This window comes from Planococcus salinarum, from assembly GCF_007004625.1.
Classification (GTDB): domain Bacteria; phylum Bacillota; class Bacilli; order Bacillales_A; family Planococcaceae; genus Planococcus; species Planococcus salinarum.
The window spans coordinates 132605-154424 of the sequence record NZ_VIFV01000002.1 but is presented as its reverse complement, the minus strand read 5'-3'; the positions used below and the strand labels follow the sequence as shown (position 1 = coordinate 154424).

22 protein-coding genes are annotated in these 21820 nt (G+C 48.4%); 16 read left to right on the top strand and 6 right to left on the bottom strand.

Features of this window, described 5'->3' with window-relative positions:
* Positions 1-5: 5 nt before the first annotated feature.
* From DIJ65_RS03500 to DIJ65_RS03490, 3 genes are all read left to right on the top strand, one after another.
* Positions 6-368 (top strand): hypothetical protein, encoded by a 363-nt coding sequence (locus DIJ65_RS03500; protein WP_071152003.1) that lies wholly within the window; start codon positions 6-8, stop codon positions 366-368.
* Between the two features lie 155 nt (positions 369-523).
* Entirely contained in the window at positions 524-964 is a 441-nt protein-coding gene (locus DIJ65_RS03495) for an NUDIX hydrolase (protein ID WP_117299226.1), read from the top strand.
* 324 nt (positions 965-1288) lie between these two features.
* Positions 1289-2041, top strand: a complete 753-nt coding sequence (locus DIJ65_RS03490) for an LPXTG cell wall anchor domain-containing protein (protein ID WP_071152004.1) — start codon at positions 1289-1291, stop codon at positions 2039-2041.
* 96 nt (positions 2042-2137) lie between these two features.
* Here DIJ65_RS03490 and DIJ65_RS03485 read toward each other — a convergent pair whose 3' ends face one another.
* Positions 2138-4558, bottom strand: coding sequence for a bifunctional diguanylate cyclase/phosphodiesterase (locus tag DIJ65_RS03485; RefSeq protein ID WP_230321253.1), 2421 nt, complete (start codon positions 4556-4558; stop codon positions 2138-2140).
* 382 nt (positions 4559-4940) lie between these two features.
* Here DIJ65_RS03485 and DIJ65_RS03480 point away from each other — a divergent pair, with 382 nt between their 5' ends.
* Positions 4941-5792 (top strand): mechanosensitive ion channel family protein, encoded by an 852-nt coding sequence (locus tag DIJ65_RS03480; RefSeq protein ID WP_117299230.1) that lies wholly within the window; start codon positions 4941-4943, stop codon positions 5790-5792.
* A gap of 414 nt (positions 5793-6206) precedes the next feature.
* On the opposite strand, the gene DIJ65_RS03475 is transcribed toward DIJ65_RS03480, so the two are convergent.
* Positions 6207-6968: an SDR family oxidoreductase gene (locus DIJ65_RS03475; protein WP_117299232.1), complete on the bottom strand. Its 762-nt coding sequence runs from the start codon at positions 6966-6968 to the stop codon at positions 6207-6209.
* Between the two features lie 142 nt (positions 6969-7110).
* Here DIJ65_RS03475 and DIJ65_RS03470 point away from each other — a divergent pair, with 142 nt between their 5' ends.
* From DIJ65_RS03470 to DIJ65_RS03455, 4 genes are all read left to right on the top strand, one after another.
* On the top strand, positions 7111-7668 hold the full coding sequence (locus DIJ65_RS03470) for a TetR/AcrR family transcriptional regulator (protein ID WP_117299234.1): 558 nt from the start codon (positions 7111-7113) through the stop codon (positions 7666-7668).
* A 165-nt stretch (positions 7669-7833) separates the two neighbouring features.
* Positions 7834-9093: a serpin family protein gene (locus tag DIJ65_RS03465; protein WP_117299236.1), complete on the top strand. Its 1260-nt coding sequence runs from the start codon at positions 7834-7836 to the stop codon at positions 9091-9093.
* A gap of 244 nt (positions 9094-9337) precedes the next feature.
* Complete coding sequence (locus DIJ65_RS03460) at positions 9338-10849, top strand: flotillin family protein (protein WP_117299238.1); 1512 nt, start codon at positions 9338-9340, stop codon at positions 10847-10849.
* A gap of 167 nt (positions 10850-11016) precedes the next feature.
* Positions 11017-11934, top strand: coding sequence for a DUF5996 family protein (locus tag DIJ65_RS03455; RefSeq protein ID WP_117299240.1), 918 nt, complete (start codon positions 11017-11019; stop codon positions 11932-11934).
* Positions 11935-12682: 748 nt separating this feature from the next.
* Here the strand turns inward: DIJ65_RS03455 and DIJ65_RS03450 are convergent.
* The gene (locus tag DIJ65_RS03450; RefSeq protein WP_117299242.1) at positions 12683-13339 is read right to left on the bottom strand and encodes a class D sortase; all 657 of its coding nucleotides are present in this window, start codon (positions 13337-13339) and stop codon (positions 12683-12685) included.
* A 3-nt stretch (positions 13340-13342) separates the two neighbouring features.
* Positions 13343-14728: a processed acidic surface protein gene (locus DIJ65_RS03445; protein WP_117299244.1), complete on the bottom strand. Its 1386-nt coding sequence runs from the start codon at positions 14726-14728 to the stop codon at positions 13343-13345.
* A 160-nt stretch (positions 14729-14888) separates the two neighbouring features.
* Between DIJ65_RS03445 and DIJ65_RS03440 the strand changes: the two genes are divergently transcribed.
* The 8 genes from DIJ65_RS03440 (at position 14889) to mreB (ending at position 19971) form a co-directional block, all read left to right on the top strand.
* Positions 14889-15590, top strand: coding sequence for an HAD family hydrolase (locus tag DIJ65_RS03440; RefSeq protein ID WP_117299246.1), 702 nt, complete (start codon positions 14889-14891; stop codon positions 15588-15590).
* Between the two features lie 63 nt (positions 15591-15653).
* The gene (locus DIJ65_RS16240) at positions 15654-15821 is read left to right on the top strand and encodes a hypothetical protein (protein WP_154718708.1); all 168 of its coding nucleotides are present in this window, start codon (positions 15654-15656) and stop codon (positions 15819-15821) included.
* A gap of 181 nt (positions 15822-16002) precedes the next feature.
* Complete coding sequence (locus DIJ65_RS03435) at positions 16003-16569, top strand: copper resistance CopC family protein (RefSeq protein WP_185959482.1); 567 nt, start codon at positions 16003-16005, stop codon at positions 16567-16569.
* Positions 16494-17627 carry a copper resistance D family protein gene (locus tag DIJ65_RS03430; RefSeq protein WP_142836461.1) on the top strand — a complete coding sequence of 378 codons (1134 nt, stop codon included), beginning with the start codon at positions 16494-16496 and terminating at the stop codon, positions 17625-17627. The genes DIJ65_RS03435 and DIJ65_RS03430 overlap by 76 nt, the downstream gene beginning before the upstream one ends.
* Positions 17628-17868: 241 nt before the next feature.
* Entirely contained in the window at positions 17869-18165 is a 297-nt protein-coding gene (locus DIJ65_RS16490) for a MarR family transcriptional regulator (RefSeq protein ID WP_230321254.1), read from the top strand.
* A gap of 52 nt (positions 18166-18217) precedes the next feature.
* Positions 18218-18418 (top strand): helix-turn-helix domain-containing protein, encoded by a 201-nt coding sequence (locus tag DIJ65_RS03420; RefSeq protein ID WP_071152353.1) that lies wholly within the window; start codon positions 18218-18220, stop codon positions 18416-18418.
* A 45-nt stretch (positions 18419-18463) separates the two neighbouring features.
* Positions 18464-18898, top strand: coding sequence for a hypothetical protein (locus DIJ65_RS03415; protein ID WP_071152352.1), 435 nt, complete (start codon positions 18464-18466; stop codon positions 18896-18898).
* Between the two features lie 53 nt (positions 18899-18951).
* Positions 18952-19971, top strand: a complete 1020-nt coding sequence (gene mreB, locus DIJ65_RS03410; protein ID WP_071152351.1) for a rod shape-determining protein — start codon at positions 18952-18954, stop codon at positions 19969-19971.
* Positions 19972-19996: 25 nt separating this feature from the next.
* On the opposite strand, the gene DIJ65_RS03405 is transcribed toward mreB, so the two are convergent.
* Both DIJ65_RS03405 and DIJ65_RS03400 read right to left on the bottom strand, forming a co-directional pair.
* On the bottom strand, positions 19997-20176 hold the full coding sequence (locus DIJ65_RS03405; protein ID WP_071152350.1) for an LPXTG cell wall anchor domain-containing protein: 180 nt from the start codon (positions 20174-20176) through the stop codon (positions 19997-19999).
* A 132-nt stretch (positions 20177-20308) separates the two neighbouring features.
* Positions 20309-21616: an MFS transporter gene (locus DIJ65_RS03400; protein ID WP_071152349.1), complete on the bottom strand. Its 1308-nt coding sequence runs from the start codon at positions 21614-21616 to the stop codon at positions 20309-20311.
* Positions 21617-21820: the final 204 nt, after the last annotated feature.

Sequence of the window (21820 nt, the reverse complement as noted above, 5' to 3'; positions counted from 1 at the left end):
GCGCAATGCTGCCATTTGGAGAAAAGAAGAAATTAGGCAAAAACCTGCAGAATACCATGTTCCCATACGTGAGATTCTTGAAATGGGGAGGCTCGGCTTTCTGTATCGTAATCGCTTTCCTGCTGTTGAAAGAAGGCTTCAGTCTGATGGACCGCTCGCGAAACGTCGACGGAGCGGGAATCGGTGTCTATTTTCTTTTATTTGAAATAAACGATCGGGTGCCGGTGCGCGATATACCAGCCTATGCAAATGCATTTTTTATTGCCAGCGGTATGATGGCTGTGCTTCCGTTCGCGCTGTTCAATAAGAAGTTTATGCGATATCTGACTTCTGTGTGGACGCCGTCTCGATTAAAGAAGGAACAATGATGAAGGGAAAGTGCTGAGTAGAGCCTTTCTCTTTTTTTATTTCAATAATGATCAGAGCAGAAAGAAAAAGTTTACAGGGTGAAATAAATATTGGAAATAATATGGTATATTTGAAAGCAATAAATAATTGAAGTGATTCGAATGGAGGAATTGCATTGGTCTCAAAAGAACCAGGCACCCAAACACTTTATTCGCCGCCCAAGCATATTGTTTCGGCAGCAGCGATTGTATTGAATGACGAAGGTGAGATGTTATTGATCAAAGGACCGCGGCGGGGCTGGGAAATGCCGGGCGGGCAAGTTGAAGAAGGGGAATCGCTGAAAGCTGCGGCCATCCGGGAAACGAAGGAAGAGTCGGGCATTGACGTGGAAATTGTGAAGTTCTGCGGCGTGTTCCAAAATGTGGAGGCGTCCATCTGCAACACGCTGTTTTTGGCAAAAGCGGTAGGCGGCACGCCAACCACTTCGGAAGAAAGCCTGGAAGTCGGCTTTCTTCCGATCGATGAAGCGCTCGAGCTGGTGACGTGGAAAAACTTCCGTGAGCGAATCGAGCTTTGCCTGAATGAAGCGGCGCAGCCGTTTTTTGTGGAGTTTTGAGTTTTTCTTAGAAAAAATTGCTGAACGCGCATATCTTTTTTTAATCGCGCATAAAAACTTCTAATCGCGCGCAAATTCTCCTAACCGCGCATAAAAAATTTTAATCGCCCGCAAACAAAAATAATCGCCCGCAAATCATTCACCTATCCGATTTCCCCCCTTTCCAAAGCTCCAAATCACGGGTACAGGTGTAATTGCTTGATGTGGCTAACGATTTTTTTCGAATTCAACGTGGTATTCCCGGGGGACACGCTGCTATGCCGACAGCGTATGGAAGAAAGATCAAAATGGCTTTCCAATTGCTTTAAAGAAAGGAAGATTCACATGAATCCAAGTGAATGGATTACTTTTACGCTCATCGGTTTTTTATTGCTTATCATAATCGCAATCGCCTGGTTCGTGTTCCGAAAGCGCAAAAAATGGGCGGTGGCTATTACTGCCACTCTGCTGATCGGATACGTCGGTTATTACGCTTATTATCCGACTATGAAAATGAACACCCATGCTGCGAAGTATGAACAGGTTGTCGAATACCTCGGCACCAAGTATCCGGGTCAGCAATTTACAATCAGGCCGGAGCATTACGAAGCGGGCGTTACTGTCGGCACATTCGATATCAGCGAGGCAGAAACGCCGGATATGGGAGTGACGTTGAGGGTCGATGATGAAGGCGAAGTCCGGCAAATCAGTACGTGGACAGGCGGCGGTTATCCGGAACAGCGGGATTTGTGGAAGGAGCTTGAATTTCATTACGGCAGCGATTACAACTTCGACAGGGAAGAGGTTGAAATCACCAAACAGGACGAGTGGATCGACGGTGAGCTGACGGTCTTTGCGCTAAACATTGATGATAAGCCGGCCATCGCAGTCTATGAGTATGCGCAAGGTGGCTACGGCAGGCTGGAGCTGCAGGAATCGCAAAATGGCGATTTCGTTTCTGCGGAAATGGAAGGCTATGTGTTCATCTATATCGATGAGCGATATCCGACTGAAACCGTGGAAATAGAGCTGCAGAACGGGGAGTCGATCTCTGTGGAGGCGGCTGAGCATAAAGGGAAACTGTTTATCGCGGAGTAATGGGACTTTCCGGAACGCAGCCGTCCAAAAATCTGCTGAATATTCGAATGAAAAAACCGCACCAGCCAATGAAAGGCTGGTGCGGTTTTGCATTAACTACACAGTCTGATAAAGTGCCGCAATCTCTTTAGGGGGCAACGGCCGGTTGAAGTAATAGCCCTGTGCCTGGTGGCAGCGTTCATTTTTCAGGAATTCCAACTGCTCTTTTGTTTCGACGCCTTCTGCAATGACGTTCAGCTCCAGGTCATGCGCCATACGTATAATCGTTCTTACCAATACGGCATCTTTCGGATCGGTTTCGATGTTGCGGGTGAACTGCCGGTCGATTTTCAAGGTATCGATTGGGAACATTTTCAGATAGCTGAGGGAAGAATAGCCGGTACCAAAATCATCGATCGACAAGTAGATGCCCATGGACTTCAATTGCAGCATCACATCAATGGAGTTTTGATCGTTTTGGTAGATGCTTTCCGTGAGCTCGAGCTCCAGGTATTGCGGCGCCAAACCGGAACTTTGGAGCGCATTTCCGACAAAGTCCATCAAGTCCTTTTGTGCAAACTGCCTGGCGGAGATGTTGACCGCCACGCGAAATGGGGGAAGTCCCGCGTCCTGCCAGGCTTTGTTCTGTCGACAGGCCTGTTCCAAAACGAATTCGCCGATTTTAATGATGCTTCCCGTTTCTTCGGCAATCGGGATGAATTCGGCAGGAGAGATATTGCCCAGTTCCGGGTGGTTCCAGCGCAGCAGCGCTTCCACACCCTGTATTTCCTCAGTGCAGATAGAAATTTGCGGTTGGTAATGAATCGAAAATTCGCCGCAATCGGTGGCTTTTCGCAAGTCGTTTGCCAGTCTGGCCTTTCTGGAAATTTCCTGATTCATTTCCTTCGTAAAGAACTGGTAGCCGTTCTTGCCTTCTTCCTTCATCCGGTACATCGCCATATCGGCCTGCTTGATCAAGGTTTCGGCATCCTCACCGTCTGCCGGATAGCTGCTGATGCCAATGGACAGGGAAGTGAAGATTTCTTCGCCTTTAAACTGAAATGCTTCACTCAAACTTTCCACCATATTGCAGGCGTACACTGCGGCTTCATCGCAGTGCGTTTCCGGCAACAGGAGGGTGAATTCGTCACCGCCCTGACGCGACAGTGTATCTTGCTCCGTGAGCTGGCGCTTCAGCCGTTCGGCCACTTCCATCAGAAACAGATCGCCTGTCGAATGGCCGAAGGTATCGTTGATCATTTTGAAATTGTCCAGATCCATATAAAAGAGGGAAAAATTCGTTCCTGTTCTTTTCGCCTGTTCCAATAACGTGCTGAGTCGCTCATTGAAAAGGCGGCGGTTTGGCAGTCCGGTCAACGGTTCGAGGTAGACCAACTCTTTGATTTTTTCTTCGGAAAGTTTCCGTTCTGTGATATCCCGGATGATGCTGCTGAAGAACACGCCTTTTTCAGTCTTCCAGGTACCGAGCGATATTTCCAAAGGGAATTCACTGCCGTCTTTTTTACAGCCGGTCAATTCAAAGGTTCTGCCCATTGCCTTCGCTACTTCCGCGTCTTCATATTCATGGTTGCTGCACCGATGAAGCGATGCAAAGTCTTCCTGCAGGATCAAATCGATATTCGATCCCAGTATTTCCTCATTGGTGTACCCGAAAATCAATTGTGCCGCATGATTCCATTGAATGATGATTCCCTGTAAATCGGCCACAATGATGGCGTCATTCGCCGATTCAATGACCGACTGGAATTTCAATTCGGATTCTTTCGTCTGAATCGCAATTATCCTGTCAATCCGAACAGTGCTGGAAGCCATGGCGAGCAGGAGCAGCATCCCGGTCCCGATGCTGTATGCCAGTGGAATGGTATCGATTGTCGAACCCAAAGCGTGGTCCATGATCTGTTCGGAAGGGGTAAAGAAAGCGGCCATCATGCCTGTATAATGCATGCCTGATACGGCCAGCCCCATTAAAATTGCACTGAGCAGTTTGTGCCAATGAAAGCTTGAAACATCCGGCAAATAAAATAACAGGAACAGGCCCGTAAAGGAGGCGACATAAGCGATAGCCGCTGAAACCGTCCATAGCAAAGGATCATACGTGATCACCGCATTCATTTCCATGGCCTCCATGCCCAGGTAATGCATGGAAATAATGCCGGTGCCGATGAAAAATGCGCCGATGAAGAGGCTTTTTCGCTTGATGGCCGGTCTGCTGACAATATAAAAAGCGATGCCTGATGCCGCAATGGCAGGAAGAATCGAAATGATGACCATGCTTATGCGGTAGCTCACATCGATCGAAAGGTGGAATGCGAGCATGCCGATAAAATGCATCGACCAGATGCCGAGCCCGAGTATGAATGCCCCGACCAAGACCCATCGGAAGCGGCTTGTTTCTGTTGTCGATTTCAGCCGGCTGCTGATATCCAACGCAGCGGAAGAGGAGAAAATTGCCACCAGGACCGAAAGGATGACCAGGGGAAGATTATAATTGCTGATTACTGTCTCTATAGGGTCCACAACACTTTCTGATTCTATCTGGAGATTGATGCAAACATTTATCAGGTGTCTGGAAACTCAACTTTCATCAATGCTTTCAAGACACTTTGTATTTACAAACAATAGCACATTTCTGATTTTTGAACCTGAATTTTTTTTGGAGTTTGAGCAGTAGGAAGGAATAGCGGGCACAATGGAAATATCTCCCGAAGTAGCGTTTCAGAATTGATAGCTGCAAAGCCATGTGGGGATGCGGCAAGATAAGAATTTTCGGCAGAGAATTGAAGAGAGGAATGAAATTCTAGTGCCTTGTATGATATAAAGGAACAGGAAATGAGAAAAGGAGTAAGGCAAAACGCACCTTTCGCTGTTTTGCCGGAAAGAACAGGAAGGATGGATTTTTTTGGTGAACTTTAGAGATTTTAACTGGGAAGGGCTGCTGATTGAGATTGGCATAATTGCCGCTCAAATTATCGGTATCCTGGTCGCGTTTTTAATCGTAAAAGCGATCGGCAATGGAGTGATCGGCCGCTTTTTCGATAAATTATTGAAAAAAGGTGACGTTACAAGAGGCCGCGCGCTGACGCTGCAGAGCTTATCGGAAAATGTTTTCTCGTACGTATTGATCTTTATTCTGGTGGCCACCGTATTCAATATCTTCGGCTTATCCGTGGCGAGTTTGATTGCGGGAGCGGGCATTGTCGGCCTGGCGATCGGCTTCGGGGCGCAGGGCCTCGTCAGCGACGTCGTCACCGGCTTTTTTTTGCTGCTGGAAAAACAGATTGACGTCAATGATTACGTCACCGTTGGAAGCATCGACGGCATTGTCGAATCGGTCGGACTCCGGACGACGCAGATCCGCAGCTTCGACGGCACGTTGAATTACATCCCGAACCGCGACATCACCACCGTCAGCAACTATTCCCGCGGCAATATGCGCGCGCTGGTGGACATCGGCATTTCATACGACGCAGACATCGACAAAGCGGTCGCGGTCATTCAGTCGGTGTGCGACAAGATCGCAGCCAACAATGAAACGATTGTCGAAGGCCCGGATGTTATCGGCGTGCAGGGTTTTGGCGCGTCCGATGTCACCTTGCGGATCATCGCCAAAGCGACAAGCGGCGAGCAATGGGCCGTCGAACGCGAATTGCGCAAAGCCATCAAAGAAACACTGGATGCGAACGGCATCGAAATCCCATTCCCGCATCAGGTGAATATTCAGAAGAACATGGAGGTTGCGGAGCGGGTGTAATTAGACAGTGGACGGAAGTTTACTTGCGCAGACCCGCTTTTACTCCTTCCAACCTAATTGCACCACCCATAAACCCAAACCCATTAATATGAAAAAGCCTTAGCTGCCGCTAAGGCTTCCTTTAAACCATGGAGTTTTTCGCGCCGCGAAAAACCTCCGCTGTTGTTCTTGAAACCAGGCGAGAGGTTGATCGATTTAGCGTCAAACTGGCTATTTCCACGGAAAATTGCTTGTCCATTTCCAGAAAAATGGATTTACTGTCCGGAACTGCCGAAATACTGTCCGGAAAACGAAAATACTGTCCGGAACCCACATAATACTGTCCGCAGCCAAAAAATACTGTCCGGACGCAAAAATCACAACAAAAATGCCAGTTCCGCGAGCTGCGGGACTGGCATTTTTACGCTTATTTCATTAAAACGCAGACGTCCAGCCCGCATCTGCCACAATCACCGTGCCGTTGATGAAACTTGAGTCGTCAGACGCGAGGAACAAGGCAACTTGCGCGATTTCTTCCGACTTGCCGGATCGTGGCATTAAGCCGTGCACAGGCTGGAGACGGCCGGCGCCAAATTCGCTGATGTTTGACATCGTGGAACCGATATTGGTTTCCACGCCGCCCGGTGCAATTGCGTTGCAGCGGATTCCGGAACCCGCATACATATAGCCGGTGTTTTTCGTGAAGCCGACCACGGCGTGTTTCGAAGCGCCATACGTAGCTCCTGCATGGGCGCCGTTCAAGCCGCCCGTTGACGCCGTATTGATGATGACGCCTTTGCCTTTTTCAAGAAAGATCGGAATCGCTTTGCGCGTGGCGCGCATGACGCCTTTTGTATTCACATCAAAAATCAGGTCCCATTTTTCATCCGTGATTTCACCGGCCGGCTCAAAACCGTCCATGATGCCGGCGTTGTTGACCAGAATGTCCAATGTGCCAAATTCGTTTACCGCTGTGTCGATCATGTTGTCGATGTCTTCCTGGCTCGTGACATTCACTTTCACCGCTTTGGCCGTTCCGCCGTTCGATGAAATGCCCTGTACCACTGCTTCCGCGCCGTCAAAATTCATATCCGCGACGATCACTTTCGCGCCTTCAGCCGCATACAATTCCGCAATCGCTTTGCCCATTCCGGATGCTGCCCCTGTAACTACCGCAACTTTTCCTTCCAATCTCATCAATAAAACCTCCTCATAATTAATGAGCAAGTGTACACTAAAAGTACAGCGCTCAAAAGTTAGAATATTCAATAAACAAAAAGAGCGAAAATGTTCAGTAACCTACAAAAAAGGCAAATTTTGTTCGTTAAGGAGTGAAAAGATGAAGGTGGATTTGCGTGTTTATAAAACAAAGGAAGCATTGCGGAAAGCGTTGATGATTTTATTGAAGGACAAGGGGTTGAATTCGATTTCCGTAACGGAGCTGTGCCGACTCGCGAATGTGAACCGGGGCACGTTTTATGCGCATTACGGCCAGGTCGAAAACCTGTTTGAAGAGTATTTCAAATCCATCATGAAAGACCTCGGAGAATCCTATCTGGAGCCTTACAGGCACGAACAGAATTTGCTTTCGAAGAATTTGAATCCGTCCACGATCCGCATTTTTCACCACATTGAACATTACCAGCCGTTTTACCGCATCGTTTTCTCGAAAACCGTGCCGCTGTCCTATTATTACCTGCTGTTCGACCATGTGCAGCAATTGATCCGAAACGACATCCGGGAACATTACGCGTCGGGCATCGACATCGACATCGCGATGCTCAGCGCTTATCAGGCCAACGCAATTCTTGGCCTCGCCATCGAATGGCACCGCCAGGACTTCGCGCAAAGCGCAGCGGATATGAACCGGCTGCTGGTGCGGGTTTTGCGGGTCTGAATGTGGGACAGCACCATCCGGCTGATTTGCCGCTTTATCTCGCGGCCTGGCCGCGGTGGGTGAAAGAGATGGCTGCTGAGGAATCTGCCGGCCGGCACTTTCAATAAAAGACATGTAACTTTTTCACCTGTTTTCCAGTCTACTGCGGTAAAGGGAGGGTTACTTATGAAAAAGTTAATACCATTCTTGATTGTCACAGGATTACTCACCGGCACTGCTGGCTGCGGCACCGGGCAAGATGAAGCAGACACTGATAAAACAGGGGCTCCCACCATGAAGATTGCGGATCACGTGGAATTTGGCGAGACGGATTATGAACTGATTGCGGAGGCAAACAATGTTCTCGGCATGAAATTGCTGCAGGATTTATCGGCAAGAGAAGAAGGGAATATCTTTGTGTCGCCAACAAGTTTGTATATGGCGCTGGCCATGGTTTATAACGGCGCGGACGGCGCAACTAAAGATGAAATAGCGCAAGTGCTCGAGGCGGAAGGGCTAAGCGCTGAAGAAATGAACCGAGCCAATGTATCCCTTGTCACGAAGCTGGCCAGCGATTCCGAGGATATCGAGTTGAATATCGCGAATTCCATCTGGGTCAAGGAAGGCTATACGTTTCGTGAGAGTTTTACTGAAAGCAGCCAGGATTACTATAATGCCAAAATAGAAACCATCGACATCACGGATCCAGCTTCAGCAGATGCGATCAATGACTGGGTCAGCGACGCGACGAATGACAAGATCAAAGAAATGGCAAGCAAGCCGCTGCCCGGCAATTTGGTGACTATGCTGCTGAATGCGATTTACTTTAATGGCGCGTGGCAGTACCCGTTTTCCGAGGAAGCGACAGAGGAAAGGCCTTTCCACCTAAGTGACGGTTCAACGGTCCAAGTTCCGCTCATGGCCTTGCAAGCAGAGCTCTCCTATCTGGAGACCGAAAATTTCCAGGCGGTCTCACTCCCGTACGGAGAAGGGGAGATGAATATGCACGTCTTTCTGCCGGCTGAAACCTCTTCGCTGGATGAGTTCAAAGAAGCGATGACCGAAGAGGAATGGGCTGATTGGTTGAGCCGATTCGAGATGAAGCAGGGCATGGTGATGCTGCCGAAATTCGAACTGGAGTATGAAAAGGTTTTGAATGATACCTTAAAGGACCTTGGCATGGAAACCGCCTTCGACGGTGTTGACTTATCGAACATGTTCGAATCGAGCGGCGGCTTGTTCATCAGTGAAGTGAAACAGAAAAGTTTTATCAACGTGAGCGAAGAAGGAACTGAAGCCGCTGCGGCCACTTCTGTAGCCGTTGGTGAATCAGCGCCAGCGGAGCCACCATTTGAATTGAATGTAAACCGGCCGTTCTTCTTCGCAATTACCGATGAAGAAACCGGCGTGATCCTGTTCATGGGTTCGATTGAGAACCCCGAGTAGCAGAACTCGTTGTGCTGGGAAATTACAAAAGACGAAGGAAGGGTAACGCCAGGTCAGCGGCGTCTCCCTTCCCTTCCTTTCCTTTTATTTGTTGTATTACTTCAAAAAATAACGCCAATTTCCAAATTTATTGAAACGTTTTCCAATTCTCTCCGTATAAAATAACAGGCAGTAAAATTCAAAACTCGCTGCACTTACTTATTTGAGTTTCAAATAAGAATCCATTCAAAGGGGAGATGCACGAATGTTAGAGTCAATCGGATACGCCACACTGGGAATTGCGGTGCTGATCGTCGCAGTACTGGCCGGAATCGGGTACTTTTTCTGGGTAAGATTCCGTTACCGTACAGCCAAATCGAACGAAGCATTGATTATTACAGGTCCGAAACTGGGGGATCCTGAAAAAGACACGAATATATTCAACGATGAAGAAGGGCGGTCGATGAAGATCATCCGGGGCGGCGGTTACCGCCTGCGCCGCTTCCAGACTTCCACACCGGTCAATCTGACTTCATTCCAATTAAAGCTTTCGACACCGCGTGTGTATACGATTGCGGGTGTGCCGATTGTGGCGGATGCCGTAGCCATGGTGAAAGTGGCGGATACGCTGAACGGCATCGCGAATTACGCCGAGCAATTCCTCGGCAAGGAGCAGAACGAAATCGAGACGGAAATCATCGAAGTGCTCGGCAGTAATCTGCGGGCGATTCTGTCGAAAATGACAGTCGAAGACATTAACGGCGACCGGGAGAAATTCAATCTGGACGTCCAGGAAGTTGCGCAAAAGCAATTGGATTTAATGGGCTTTAAAATCACGTCCCTTGGGCTGACGGACTTGCGCGATGCGGATGAGACGAACGGCTATCTGGAGAACCTCGGCCGGCCGCGGATTGCTGAAGTTCGCAAGCGGGCTGAAATCGCAGAAGCGGAAACAGACCGCGAAACCCGGATCCAACGGGCGCGCACCGATCAGGAAGCGAAAGAAGAAGAGTACAAGCGCCAAATTTCCATTGCGGAATCGCGGAAAGAAAAAGACATCAAGGATGCCGCGTTTAAAGAAGAAACAGAACGGGCGCGGGCGAAATCCGAACAGTCTTATGAACTTGAAAAAGTGAAGCTTGCAAAAGAAATCCAGGACGAGGAATTGAACCTGAAATTCATGGAGCGGGAACGCGCCGTTACATTGGAAGAAGAGGAAAGCAAAGTCCGCAAAACGAAAGTGGATGCCACTTATTACGAAACAACACGTTCCGCAGAAGCGGAAGCCCGTAAAGCTGTCATCAGCGGGGAAGCGAAAGCGAAAATTCGTCGTGACGAAGGTGCCGCGGAAGCGGAAGTCATCCGTGAGCGAGGCAAAGCGGAAGCTGAATCACGTAAATTGCTCGCTGAAGCGATGGAGGAACACGGCGATGTTATCATCACCGAGAAATTGATCGACATGCTTCCGGTATTCGCAGAAAAAGTCGCTCAGCCACTCAACAACATCGATTCCGTAAAAATCATCGATTCCGGCAATGGCGAGGGAATCCCTTCCTTCGGCCGCAGTGTCACCAAAACGATGGTTGATATGCAGGAACCGTTGAAAGAAATGACGGGCATTGATATCGGGGAGTTATTGAAATCCTATGTCGGCAAAGCGCCGGCTGAAATTGTCAATCCTGTTCAAAATCCAAAGCCAGAAAATCAGCCGGAGGCAGAAAACAGGGAAGATGCACCGAGTGAGGAATCCGATGAGGAACTGAAAGAAGAGAAATAATCAGCCTATTGTCCATTCGTTGAATTATCCACAGAATTTTTTCTGTGGATAAAGGAGATTTCATATCTATGTCGAATATCCACTGTGGATAAGTAAAAAACGGCAACGGCCAGCTCTTATCCACAGGAGCTGGCCATTTTTTGATCCTGAGACAGGAGGAGAATGGCATGAAGATTGATGTGATCCACCATTCGGAATGGGCGGAAACGAAATTCACCTTGCATTTGATTTCCCAGATTCTCGGAAAGGTGAAATTGGAGACGGCGCCACAGGAGCCGCAATGGGCGCATGTGGCATTGACCGTCACACCTGACGGCTTCGGCACCGGCTTGTTGTTCGCGAATAGCCGCGCCTTCCAGATTGACGTCGATATCCGGAACAGCCGCATCGCGATCAACGTGGATGGAAACGTTCAAAACATTGAGCTGAAGACGTCCAAATCGATCCAACAGTATTATGAAGAGATTTTTTCAGCCTTGAAAGCACAGGACATCCCTTTGGCAATCAACCCGAAGCCGCAGGAAATGCCCTATACCACGCCATTCGATGAAGACGAGGTGCCGCGCGAATTGGATCAGCCCAATGCGCTTCGGGGATTGAGGTTGTTCCAGTTTGCGCTGCTTGAGCAATCGAAATTTATTGCGCCGATGCGTTGCCGGAAAATGAAGCCGGCGTTGTTCTGGGGCACCTTCGATGTGTCGATGCTGATCCTGCCGGGCATAATGGAGCCGTATCCCGAAGACAAAACTATCGAGAAAGCAGCTTTTGACGAGCAGATGATTGAATACGGCTTCTGGCCCGGCGACGAATTGACGGATACAACCGCTTTTTTTGTCCTGTCTTACCCATTTCTCTACAAAGATTTGAACCATCCGTCTGTGAAGCCTCCGGAAGCCTATTACGACAAATCGAAAAGCGAATACTTTTTGGCATTGGACACGGTGGCCGAAAAGGAGAGTCCGAGTGAAAGTGTACAGCAGTTCTTCCGGTCGACCTTCGAAGTTTTGAGAGCCGAGCTGCAGTGGCAAGGCTCCGAAAATTATTTCACACCACTGAAAATGAAGGATCAAAAGTACGGAAACTAATTCACCATCTCTCACAATTCAAACGCCTGACGGCAAAGAGCTACCGGAAAGTGCGGGGCAAGTCGGTTATACTGTTTTTGAAATTTAGAAAGTGACTGGATGAAAGCCGCCGGGAGAGGAATCCCTATTTTTGAAAATAGTAAAAAGCGCCTCACTGCAATGGATGCAATGAGGCGCTATATTTTCGAGAAACTATCAACTTCTCTAATCATTACGCTCTAGGCGGACGCTTTCCGCGGGGAGCGGCCTAAGCCTCCTCAGTCGCTTCGAAAACCGATGCTCCTGCAGCGTTTCACGCTTCGTCGCAAAGGTTCGACCGAATGCTGTTCGGTCAAACCTTCCCTGCGGGGTCTCAGGACTCGCTCTGGTTCCCGCAGGAAAGACATTGGCCGAAGCTTGCGAGGACAAGTCTTTGCGACGAAGCAGCGCAGCGATGCAGGAGCACATCTTTGCTCTTCGCCGCCTGACGCTTCATTCTGGTGCTGTGTAGAATTGGGGTGTCTGCTTCTTGAAACAGGCTTATACAGATATTCCTTGATAAAGAGCAATCTGAGATATGGAGCAAAACAGCGAAGACTCCCAGGGGACCAAGCGAAGTGCTGAGATCCACTCGGACGAAGTGAAACGAGACCGAGTTAGCTCAGCGCGAGCCCCCAGGAAAGCGAAGCTGTTTTGCGCAATATCGGTTTTCATTTTTTCTTTCTCAACAAAAGCGCCTCACTGCAATGGATGCAATGAGGCGCTTTTGTTATTCTTTCGAAACCAGATCCGCAATCAGGATAAAGCGCTCGGGTGCATCAGAGCCGATGAAATCGAAAGGATAGCACGTCGATACCGTCAGTGTAGCTTTCGGTTTCGGCACAATCACTGTCCGGTCATCCGCGTCCACAATGCGCGTCTTTCTCACTTTATACGTAAACGTCCCCGCTGATGTTTCCACCGTCAGAAGATCGCCTTTTCCGACTTCCCCCAACCTGCGGAATACAGTATCCATATGGCCGGAAAGAACCGAATTGTCATTTTCACCAGGCAGGACACTGTCAGCAAAATGGCCGACACCTTTTGCCAGCTCATCTTCATCTGATCCATGAAAAATCGGCAACGTGGCTTCAATCTTAGGAATCAGAAGATTTCCGATATTCTCCCCTTTTTCAGGACGCACCGGATAGAGAATTTCTTCTGCATCGTCCTCTTGTTCGGGCAGGCTGATGGTTTCATTGGAAGAAGCAGTTTTTGCAATGACTTCCACTTCATCGACCTGTCCGCTTTTGAAAATCATATAGCCTTTCAGGAAAGAGGCGGCATTCGTGCTGCTGAACCAAAGGCCAAACACTATCATTGATAGGGCCAGGGCTGACAAAATTATTTTTTTGCGGCCGTTCTTTTTAGTTCTTTTTTTGTTCATCGATTAATTGCCTACTGTTCTCATGCGGCGGAATAATACCAGGCCAATCAGGACGAATGCCAGTCCGATCAATGCATTGCTGACATAATCAGAAGCAGTTTTCGGAAGTTTTCCGCCTTTTTCAGTCTTAACGGCTTTTGTGTCTTTCTTCACTGCCGGCGCTTCTTTTTTCACTGTTTTTGTCTCAGTTTTAGGAGCGGCAATCACTTCTTCTACCACTTCAAGATCTTTGCCTGTTTCTGTAATGATTTCAGAACCGAACATTTCAGCTGTTAAAAGGATATCAGCAAGAAACTCTCCTTGGCGATCATAAATTTCAATCAGCAAATCATAACCGTTTGTCGTCTCCAAAGTCATCAACGACGTCAATGAAAGAGGCAGTTTTTCTTCCCCGTTTGTCAGGAAATACTGCGTCTCGATTTCAAACAAGTTAGTCATATCATTGAAAATGTCCAGTAATACAGCAATTTGTGCAGCATCCAGTTCAGATGCACTTTCGAAGTACTCAATTGCTTCCAAACGCTCTAAAAGTTCTTCCAATTGGATAAGAAATGTTTCGTCTTCATAATTCAATGTCTCAAAATGTTCGAACAACCGGATCAACTCTTCTTCAGTCAGACCGATTTCCGTAAAGATATCCAAATCACCAAATTCGATTTCAATACCCTCTTCATATTCGTAGTAACTTCCATCCAAATACATTTCTACATAATAATAAAGTTCTTCATTAAAGATAAGGAAAGTGCCGTCCAATACATCTTCGCCTTCGTTAATATCACCGTATTCAACAAGCAGCGCGTTCAATTCCTCGCGGCTCAATTCGAAATCAGCCATAACTTCCTGCACGCCTTCTTCATTCAGAGGCGTTCCCAGTTGCTCAACATCGGTGAAATAATCCAGCGGCCATCCTGTACTGTCGAGGTAAGCCAAATAATCTTCCTTGGACCAGTTGATTTCTTCCAGGAATTTTTCAAACTCCGGATCGTTTACATCAATGGGATCAAACTCTCCACTTAAATACCATTCTGTGTAGCTGTACAGCTCTTCATGGAAGATGAGATAAGTTCCATCCAAAACATCTTCGCCTTTTTCGATATCACCAAATTCAACAAGCAAAGCGTTCAATTCTGCGCGGGTCAATTCGAAGTCGGCCATCACAGTTTGTACGCCTTCTTCAGATAAAGGTGTTCCAAGTTCCGATGCATCGCCAAAATCTCTTAACGACCATCCTTTGCTTTCAAGGTATGTTACATAATCTTCCTTGGACCAATTGATTTCTTCCAGGAATAATTCGAATTGCGGATTGTTTTTTCCGATCGCAAACGTTGACGCGGGCACTGCAGAAACCACCAATAGGACTGCCAACAATAAAACCAATAATTTTTTCATCTCGTTCCTCCATCTAACAAAATTGTGATATCCAGAAAATTATAATAGGTAATACATGTTGAAAGTATAGGTCCAAAGACCTTAATTTCAAGAAAGTTCCAAAATACTGTATTATTTATACTATACCAGTGAATTTCACGGAAGGAAGTGAAGGAGAAATATGATCCAATCCGTCATCTTTGATTTGGATGGAACCCTGTTGGACCGAGACAAATCATTGGAAGCATTCGTTTTTCATCAGCACAAAAGGTTGCGCATTCACCTGGGTCATATTGACCAACCGCATTATATCGCCAGATTCTTGGAACTCGACCAGCACGGCTATGTCTGGAAAGACAAGGTCTATCGGCAGCTAATCGAAGAATTTGGCATCAAAGGCATAACGCCGGAGCAATTGCTTGCGGACTATCTTGCATTCTTTCCGCACCATTGCGTCCCATTCCCTGGCCTTGTCTCCATGCTCGACAAGCTGAAAAACGAGGGCCTCCTGGTCGGCATGATCACCAATGGGTACACCGGGTTCCAGGAAAGCAACATCCGGGCACTGGACATCGAAGATTATTTCGATGCCACTCTGATCTCCGAAAAAGAGAATCTCCGCAAACCCGATAAACGCATATTCGAAAGAGCATTGCAACGCCTGGGTGTTACGGCGGAATCCGCCCTGTTTGTCGGCGACCATCCGGTGAACGACGTGGAAGCTGCAAAGCAAGCCGGCATGATTGGTGTGTGGAAGCGGAATTCGCAGTGGTACACGGCAGCAGCAGACTATGTTATCGATGATTTGGAAGAAATTCATGGCTTGCTCGAAGCATTACAGAGGGAAGCGGACGTTGCGGGAATAAAAAAAGAAGACTGTTAATTATGGTAAAATTTATGCAGTAAACTGGAGCAACGGCTCACTCTTCTTTTACGGAGGCGGATTATGAAAAAAATAAAAATCTTTTTGATAATTATCCTGCTGGCGGCTGTGATTTACTGGTTGTGGACAGGAAGCGACCGGTTTTTGCCTTATGTCATGCGGCCGGATGCCAACTTTATGCCGGTTTCAGCGATGAAAATAATTGCATTCTCAAAAAAAACACAGATCTAAAACACTGTGTTTTTCGTTATGCCAGTGATTTCTTAAAAAATTGAGGCTTCCTGCACTTTTTCGGTTTTACAGCTATCATTTGTACACTGCCTTCATAACAAATAATATAAGGAGGCAAAAGTTTTTAATTGGATTAATGGCGTCACTGTCAGAACTGACAACCCGAAAGGTGGAATACATAATGAAAAAGATCCTGTTCATCGCTATTCTCTTATTAATTTTCCCCGTCTCGGCAAACGCCCACTCCGGCTTATCCTCTTCGACTCCTGCTGAAGGCGAAACGCTCGATGGGTCACCGGCTGAAATCCAACTTCAATTCGAATCGGCGATCCAGCAAGGGGACATGGCCATGACGGATGAATCCGGAAACGCTGTCGAAATCTCAGACATCAGCTATTCCGATCTGGAGTTGCTCGGCCAATTGGATGAAGAACTTCCGAATGGCGCTTACACCGTCGATTGGAGCGCACTCAGCCAGGACGGTCACGAAATCACCGGTACGTTGATTTTCAACGTGGCAGCGGAGGCAAGTGAAGAAGAAGTGGCTGATGAAGCCGCAGAAGAACAGGCTTCAGAAGACACAACGGAAACAGAGGCAACGGAAGAAGCTGCACTGTCTGCTGACGAAGAAGCCGCTGCAACGGCTGTTGAGCCGGCGAAAGCTGAGACTCCATGGGTCACCATCATCATCATTGCTTTATTGATCGTTGCGGCAGCCACGTTCTTCGTCATGGCCAGAAGAAAATGATGCTGTTCACCATCATGTCCGACTTTCTGCTCTATGCAGTCATGTCATTTCTGGCGGGCGTCATCGTGCTGCAATTTGTGCCGGAAAACCGGAAACCGCCGATCACCGTCAAAAAGTCGGGCATCCTGCTGGCGATTGCAGTCATTCCCATCCTGTCGGCAGCTCCGACAATCCAATTGCTCGGGCTGTTGATGGGCAACACCGGTTTCGGCTCAGCCCTTTGGACGGCGATCAGTGAATTCCAGGTCGGCCAGAGCTTTGCGTTCAGCCTGCTCCTGGCTTTTTTCTGGTTCGGCGCCACTGCGGTCAACAGCTCAAAATACATTCAGGCGTTCTGGTTTCTGCTCGCCATATTGAATATGGGGTTCGGCAGCCACGCGGCAGCGCTCGACTTTCTGCCCGGACTGCTCAGCCATACCCTGCATTTCCTGTCATTGACGCTGTGGGCCGGGGTACTGATCGTGGTCACTTGGTTTTCATCCGCCCTGATCAATTGGCGCAGTTTCCTGAAATGGTTCACGCCTTTTGCGTTCGGCATGATGGCAACCATCCTGGTGAGCGGTTTTATCGTCTGGCTGCTGTTTTCAAAACCTGCCGACTACGCCGCTTCTTGGGTGCTGCCATACGGGCAGATGCTGCTCCTGAAGCATTTGAGTATCCTGCCTTTATTGGCGGCAGCGTTTTTGAACGGGTTTGGCAATAAAACAAAAGAGCCTTCCCGCAAAGGGTTAAAGCTCGAAACTTTTATGCTCGGGCTGGTCTTTCTTTTCACCGCCGTCATGAGCAAGCTGGCACCGCCGCATAACATCAACAATACATTCCTGACTGAAGGAGCGGCACCGTTTATCGGAACGCTGATCGGCGAGCAATTCCTGCCGGTCACGCCCCAATTCCTGGTGTCGATTGATGGCATTTTGCTGTTGGTGATTGGAATTTTGGCAATGGGGCTGATGGTTATGAGCTTTTTTAAAAAAGGTCCGCTTTGGCTGTCCTTTCTTTTTGGCATCGGCTTTGTTGCGAGTGCCTACCTTGGCATGATGATGAACATGAATTTTTAACCATAAACCATAAACCATTGTAATTTGCCGTTCCGCATTCATTACGCGGAGCGGCTTTTTGCATTTTTATATATTTTTTGTTTACAGTTAAAAGCCGTCATGGCAGGATTCTGGCGCAGGTACTTCATATTACAAATATTATAATCAGATTAATCTAACAAAAGGGTGGATTACTCCGTTATACTAAGGGTAATTATGTAAGTAAGAAAATATTTTTGTAATTTTATAGGAGGTGTACGTTGTGGTTGGTAATCATGCAGTTTACAACAATCTGAGAATCGAAGAAAAGAACATCCTGAAAAAATCGCAGCAATGCTTTGCGGGGCAAGGGGATAAGGGCCGGAAGTCCGGTGAAATTTTCATGGTCTATTTCATGAAAAATTGTTCATCGGAAGGCGTTCTGTTCAAAACGATCAAGGAAATCACCTCCGAATTGAATATATCGCATGCGGTTTTGACGAACGTTCTAAAAACCTTGGAAGATAACCAATTTATCTACCGTCGCAACGGTATCATCGGGCTTCATCCGGAAAGATAACAGCAAGATCCTATCCTGCCAAGAAGAATGATGCGAAACGGGGTGCAGAACGATGGTGGATGCGGTAAGTGAACTGCAGGAGCTCAGAAAAGCGAAAGGTTTGTCATCCAAAGACCTCGCCCGGACAATCGGGGTTGCAACCAGTGCAATCTGGGGTTATGAAAACGGCAGCAAGAAGATTTCGGAAGACCACGCCGAACGTCTGGCAGACTTTTTCGATGTTCCGGCGGAAACGCTGTTGGCCAATAACTAGTATCTTGCCGTTAAATGACGACAATATCGAAGGGAAGGAAACCTCATGAAAAACACAGAAGCTGCAACAAATCATTTCTACAGGGAAAGGGCTTTCACTGACCTTGCGGAAGGGTTGGAAGGCCGCGATCAGGAAATTGCCAAAAATGCCTTATGGGAAATTCAGGTGCTGAAACGGGAAGTCCAGTTATTGCGGCGCGACAAAGACACATTGCTGCATGACAAAAAAGAACTGCAGGCGTCCTTGAAAAGCGAGCAATATCGTTCGAAGGAAATGATCCGTTATTTCAGCCGGTGGACGGAAGAATTCGCGAAAATCATAAAGATACCAATCGATATGGAAAATGAAACCCACATCCGCCAGCATTATTTTTCATTGCGTGAATCAGCCAAAAACTTGGTTCACGGTTGCAGGCGGAAATTGAAGGAAATTGACTTTGCGCGGGATGAACAGGACAAGCCGGCCGTCAAACGGCATTGATTGCGCAAGCGCATTTGCACGAAACATCATGACTGCTAAAGGGGCGTACTCGCATGTTTAACTTTGGAGCAAGAGAGGTGGGGATCGATTTAGGCACCGCCAATACATTGTTCGTATTGCAGAACCAGGGAATTGTTTTGCGGGAACCGTCGATGGTGGCGGTCGATGGGGGAAGTGATGAAATGATTGCGGCCGGAACGGAAGCTTTTGAGATGAACGGCCGTACTCCCGTCGGCATCCGCGTCAGCTGCCCGATTCACTGGGGAGTGATTGCGGACCAGGAAGCGGCTATGAGGATGATGAGCCGTTTCCTGAAAGAACTGTCGCAAAAAGTCGGCAGCCTGAAACGGAAAATATTCGTGATCAGTGTGCCGGTCGGGATTACAACTGTCGAAAAGCGGGCAATACTGGAAGCTGCGGAACAGGTTGGTGCAAGGGAAACTTTGACGATAGAGGAACCATTGGCAGCGGCCATCGGGGCCCGTATGCCGGTTTGGGAACCGGAAGGGATGATGGTGGTTGATATTGGCGGGGGAAGCACCGAAATGGCGGTCATCTCGTCAAATGGCATCGCCGTCAGCCAATCCCTGAAAACAGCCGGACACGCAATGGACCGGAAAATTGCTGAATACATCCTGAAAACCCACAGTCTGAAAATTGGTATGCGGACTGCTGAGCACTTGAAAATCCGTCTCGGCACCGCCTATGGGGCAGAAGGTGAAAAGCGCCTGGAAACACTTCGTGTCGGTGGCAGCGATCTTCTGGCGGGCCACCCGAAAATTATCGAAATCACGGCCCGTGATATTGAAGGAGCCCTGGCCGAATCGGTAACGGGCATCATTAACGGCGTAAAACGGACACTCGAAATCACGCCGCCCGAATTGGCGGCGGACCTCTGCGACCGGGGCATTGTCCTTACCGGCGGCGGATCGCTTTTGCATGGCCTCGACAAAAAACTGGCAGCGGAAATCGGGGTGCCAGTCACCCTTGCCGATCATCCGATGGACTGCGTGGCACTTGGAACAGAGAAGGCTTTGCATGACCTTGACAGCCTGCGGCAGCCTTCCTGGTGACGCGCAGACCGGCATATGGAGGGAGTTATTGCCCGCCTCCAAAGTGATCGTTGTTCCCGCCGCCTATCGTGTAATTGGAGCTTTCCCCCGGTTTGGCATTTGAATTTATCGCCCGATTCGCTGTATTGTTGTTCTTTTTCCTGCGCCAATCAACAAACCCCGCAAGCCCGAGCATGCCGAAGACCATCACAAAAAACCATGTCATTAGATTCCACCTCCATTTTTGGATAATTCTATCTATTAGCATACCAGAAAAATGGAAATGAAAAACAGGAGAATTCTGTTGAAAGAATTCTCCTGTGTACTGTAGTTTGAATGGAGCGGGCGAACCGGCTCTCTATTTGCTGAGCAGCGGCGCCTCTTCACTGCGGCGCGGGGCAGGCAAAGCCAGCATTTGTTCTTTTTTGGTTTCTTTGACGGGCGGATTCGCCATCAGCGCAGCTGCCATTCCGATGGCCGGAAACAGCATCAACCCCCAAAGGATCTGCTGGTAGCCGCCGAACATATCAAACGCGATGCCGAGCGGCAAAGGGCCAAGTGCAGATCCCGTCACAATCATCGCCATCGCAATGCCGCTGATGCTGCCGATATGCTTGCGGCCGAAATAATTCGGCCATACCACTGCCATGACGATGCGTTCCATCCCCATACTCACTCCCCAGACCAAACCGAAAACGACAGCGGCCGCCAGGAAATTCGCATTTTGCAAAAGAAACAGCGAAACAATCTCGCCTGCAAAAACCAGCACGAGCATATACTGCACCTTCACCTTATCCAGCAGCAGCCCTGTCAGGAAAGTCACCGGCAGGCCAATCAGTGCGGTTAAGCTTAAGATGCCCGCCGCCGCTTCAAGCGACAGGGAATTTTCTTTGAAAATGGAAACAAGGTGGAACGTCAGGCCGGTGTTCACGATTCCGGGAATGGCCGCACAAATTAGCAGCAGCCAGAAAGCCCGCGTTTTGGAAGCTTCGCTGACCGACCAGCTCGCTTCTTCTTTGCGTTTTACGGGCGAACCCGGTTTCTCGGCTTTGCCGTTATCCGGCAACAGGCCGACATCCTCCGGTGAGTTCCGGATCAGGAAAAGCGCCAGTGGAGTGAACAGCACAATAATAATGGCACCCAGAACTATCCACGACATGCGCCAGCCGAAAGCCTCGATCAGCCACACATTCAACAGCGGAAACGCCGCCGAACTGACCAGTCCGCCAATCGCGGCAATGCTCAGCGCGCGCCCTCTCTTTTTCACAAACCATTGCGGAATCAGTGAATTCGAAATCAGCGCCATTGATCCCTGACCCAATAAGCGAATAAAGAAAAAACCGATGAACAGCATAAGCAAACTGGTCACAAAACTATTGAACAGGCAGGCAACCGCCAGCAACGCCGACACGATCACCGCCATTTTGCGTGAACCGTTGCGGTCAATCAGTCGTCCCACGAAAAACAGCATAAACCCTGCTGCCAGTGTGGCGCCCGAATAGATGCCGGAAACCGTCGAACGGCTCCAGCCAAAATCCTCTATATAATAATCGATGAAAATCGCATTTGAAAAAGTCTGTCCGGGTCCTGAGAAGAACTGCGATAAAGCCGCGATCGCGACAATAACCCAGCCGTAGTGGAAGTGGTTAGGGGTGAATTGTTTCATTGCTTAAATTGCATCTCCATTTATAGTATAGTTCCGGAATTCGAGGGGGAAATTTGGGTGAAGCTCAAGTGCGGCCGGCGACTGGTGGACGACTGGTGACAGTCACCCGCACAATTCAACGGCAGCGTCATCTGCAGAGTTCTAGATATCAAATTCTTATCATAGCATAATGAGGTTTAATAGAAAGCATATGAGTTCAAAGTA